Annotated in this window: 2 protein-coding genes; both read left to right on the forward strand. The window is 66.6% G+C overall.

Annotated features, from left to right (window positions below):
• Positions 1-170: 170 nt before the first annotated feature.
• Positions 171-683 (forward strand): helix-turn-helix domain-containing protein, encoded by a 513-nt coding sequence (locus tag ACFWBT_RS43075; protein ID WP_385710323.1) that lies wholly within the window; start codon positions 171-173, stop codon positions 681-683.
• Complete coding sequence (locus ACFWBT_RS43080) at positions 569-1,207, forward strand: IS630 family transposase (RefSeq protein ID WP_385710320.1); 639 nt, start codon at positions 569-571, stop codon at positions 1,205-1,207. The genes ACFWBT_RS43075 and ACFWBT_RS43080 overlap by 115 nt, the downstream gene beginning before the upstream one ends.
• Positions 1,208-1,223: the final 16 nt, after the last annotated feature.

The raw sequence follows: 1,223 nt of genomic DNA on the forward strand, positions 1-1,223 counted from the left end.
ACTAGTGCTGGATTCCTCAATCCCTGGGTATAAGTACTGGTGGCGGGGCGCTTCGGGTACTCGGGGGCGGGTGCTGGACGGTGGTGTTACGGGCACGGTCGAGCCGTGACGAGAACGAGGAACGGGCCGTGCTTGGGCTGTCGCGAGCACGCAAGGCACCGCTTGATCTGGTGCTGCGGGCACGGATGGTCGAACTGAGCTGGGCCGGGCAGCAAGTACCGTCTATCGCGGACGAGTTGAGGTGCAGCCAGAAGACGGTCCGCCGCTGGTTGCACCGCTTCAACCGCTTGGGCTTGGACGGGCTGGAGGATCTGGGCGGGCAGGGCCGCAAACGGCGGATCACTGAGGCGGAACGCTCCAGAATCATCGGCCTCGTCAAGCAGCCGGCTCCTGGCCGGCTGACCATGCAAGCGGACGGAGAACTGGCCGCGGCGGATGAGTCCGGGCCACCGGAGTGGACCCTTGACGCGCTTGCCTCCGAGGCCAGGAGGCTGGGCATAGAGGTCGGCCGCAGCCAGGTCCGCCGGATTCTGCTGGCCGAGGGGGTGCGCTGGCGCCGTACCCGGTCATGGACCCGCTCGAGAGACGCGGACTTCGAGGGAAAAGGACCAGGATCATCGAGCTCTACACCTGCCCGCCCGAAGGCGCGACGGTCGTCTGCGCCGACGAGCTCGGACCGGTGATCCCCCGCACGTTCCCGCCGGCGCCGGGCTGGTCGCCGGACGGCCGCCGCATCAAGGCGGAAGTCGACTACGGTCGCGGGCCGGAGAAGACCTGGGTCTACGGCGCTCTGCGAGTTCGGGACGGACACGAAGTCACCATGACCGCCTCCTCCCGCAACAGCCTCTTCTACCAGCAGTTTCTTCAGAAGGTCGAGGCAGCCAATCCCACCGGGGACATCTACGTCGTCACCGACAACCTGTCCTCGCACAACAGCCTGTCCACCCGGACCTGGCTGGAGGACCACCCGCGAATCCAGCACGTCTTCATCCCCGTCGGTGCCTGCTGGCTCAACCTCCAGGAAGGCTGGTGGCGCATCTTCCGCAAAGCCGCCCTCGCCGGCCAGTCATTCGCCGGACCAGCCGAGATCGAACACGCCACCCACCTCGCAACATCCCAGCTCAACGCCCGAGCCCGGCCCTGGATATGGGGAAGACCCGCACCACCAACCCGCCTCCTGCGGCGCCGATATGTGTACATCCAATGAGGAATCCAGCACTAGG

Source organism: Streptomyces sp. NPDC060027 (assembly GCF_042737005.1).
GTDB lineage: Bacteria > Actinomycetota > Actinomycetes > Streptomycetales > Streptomycetaceae > Streptomyces.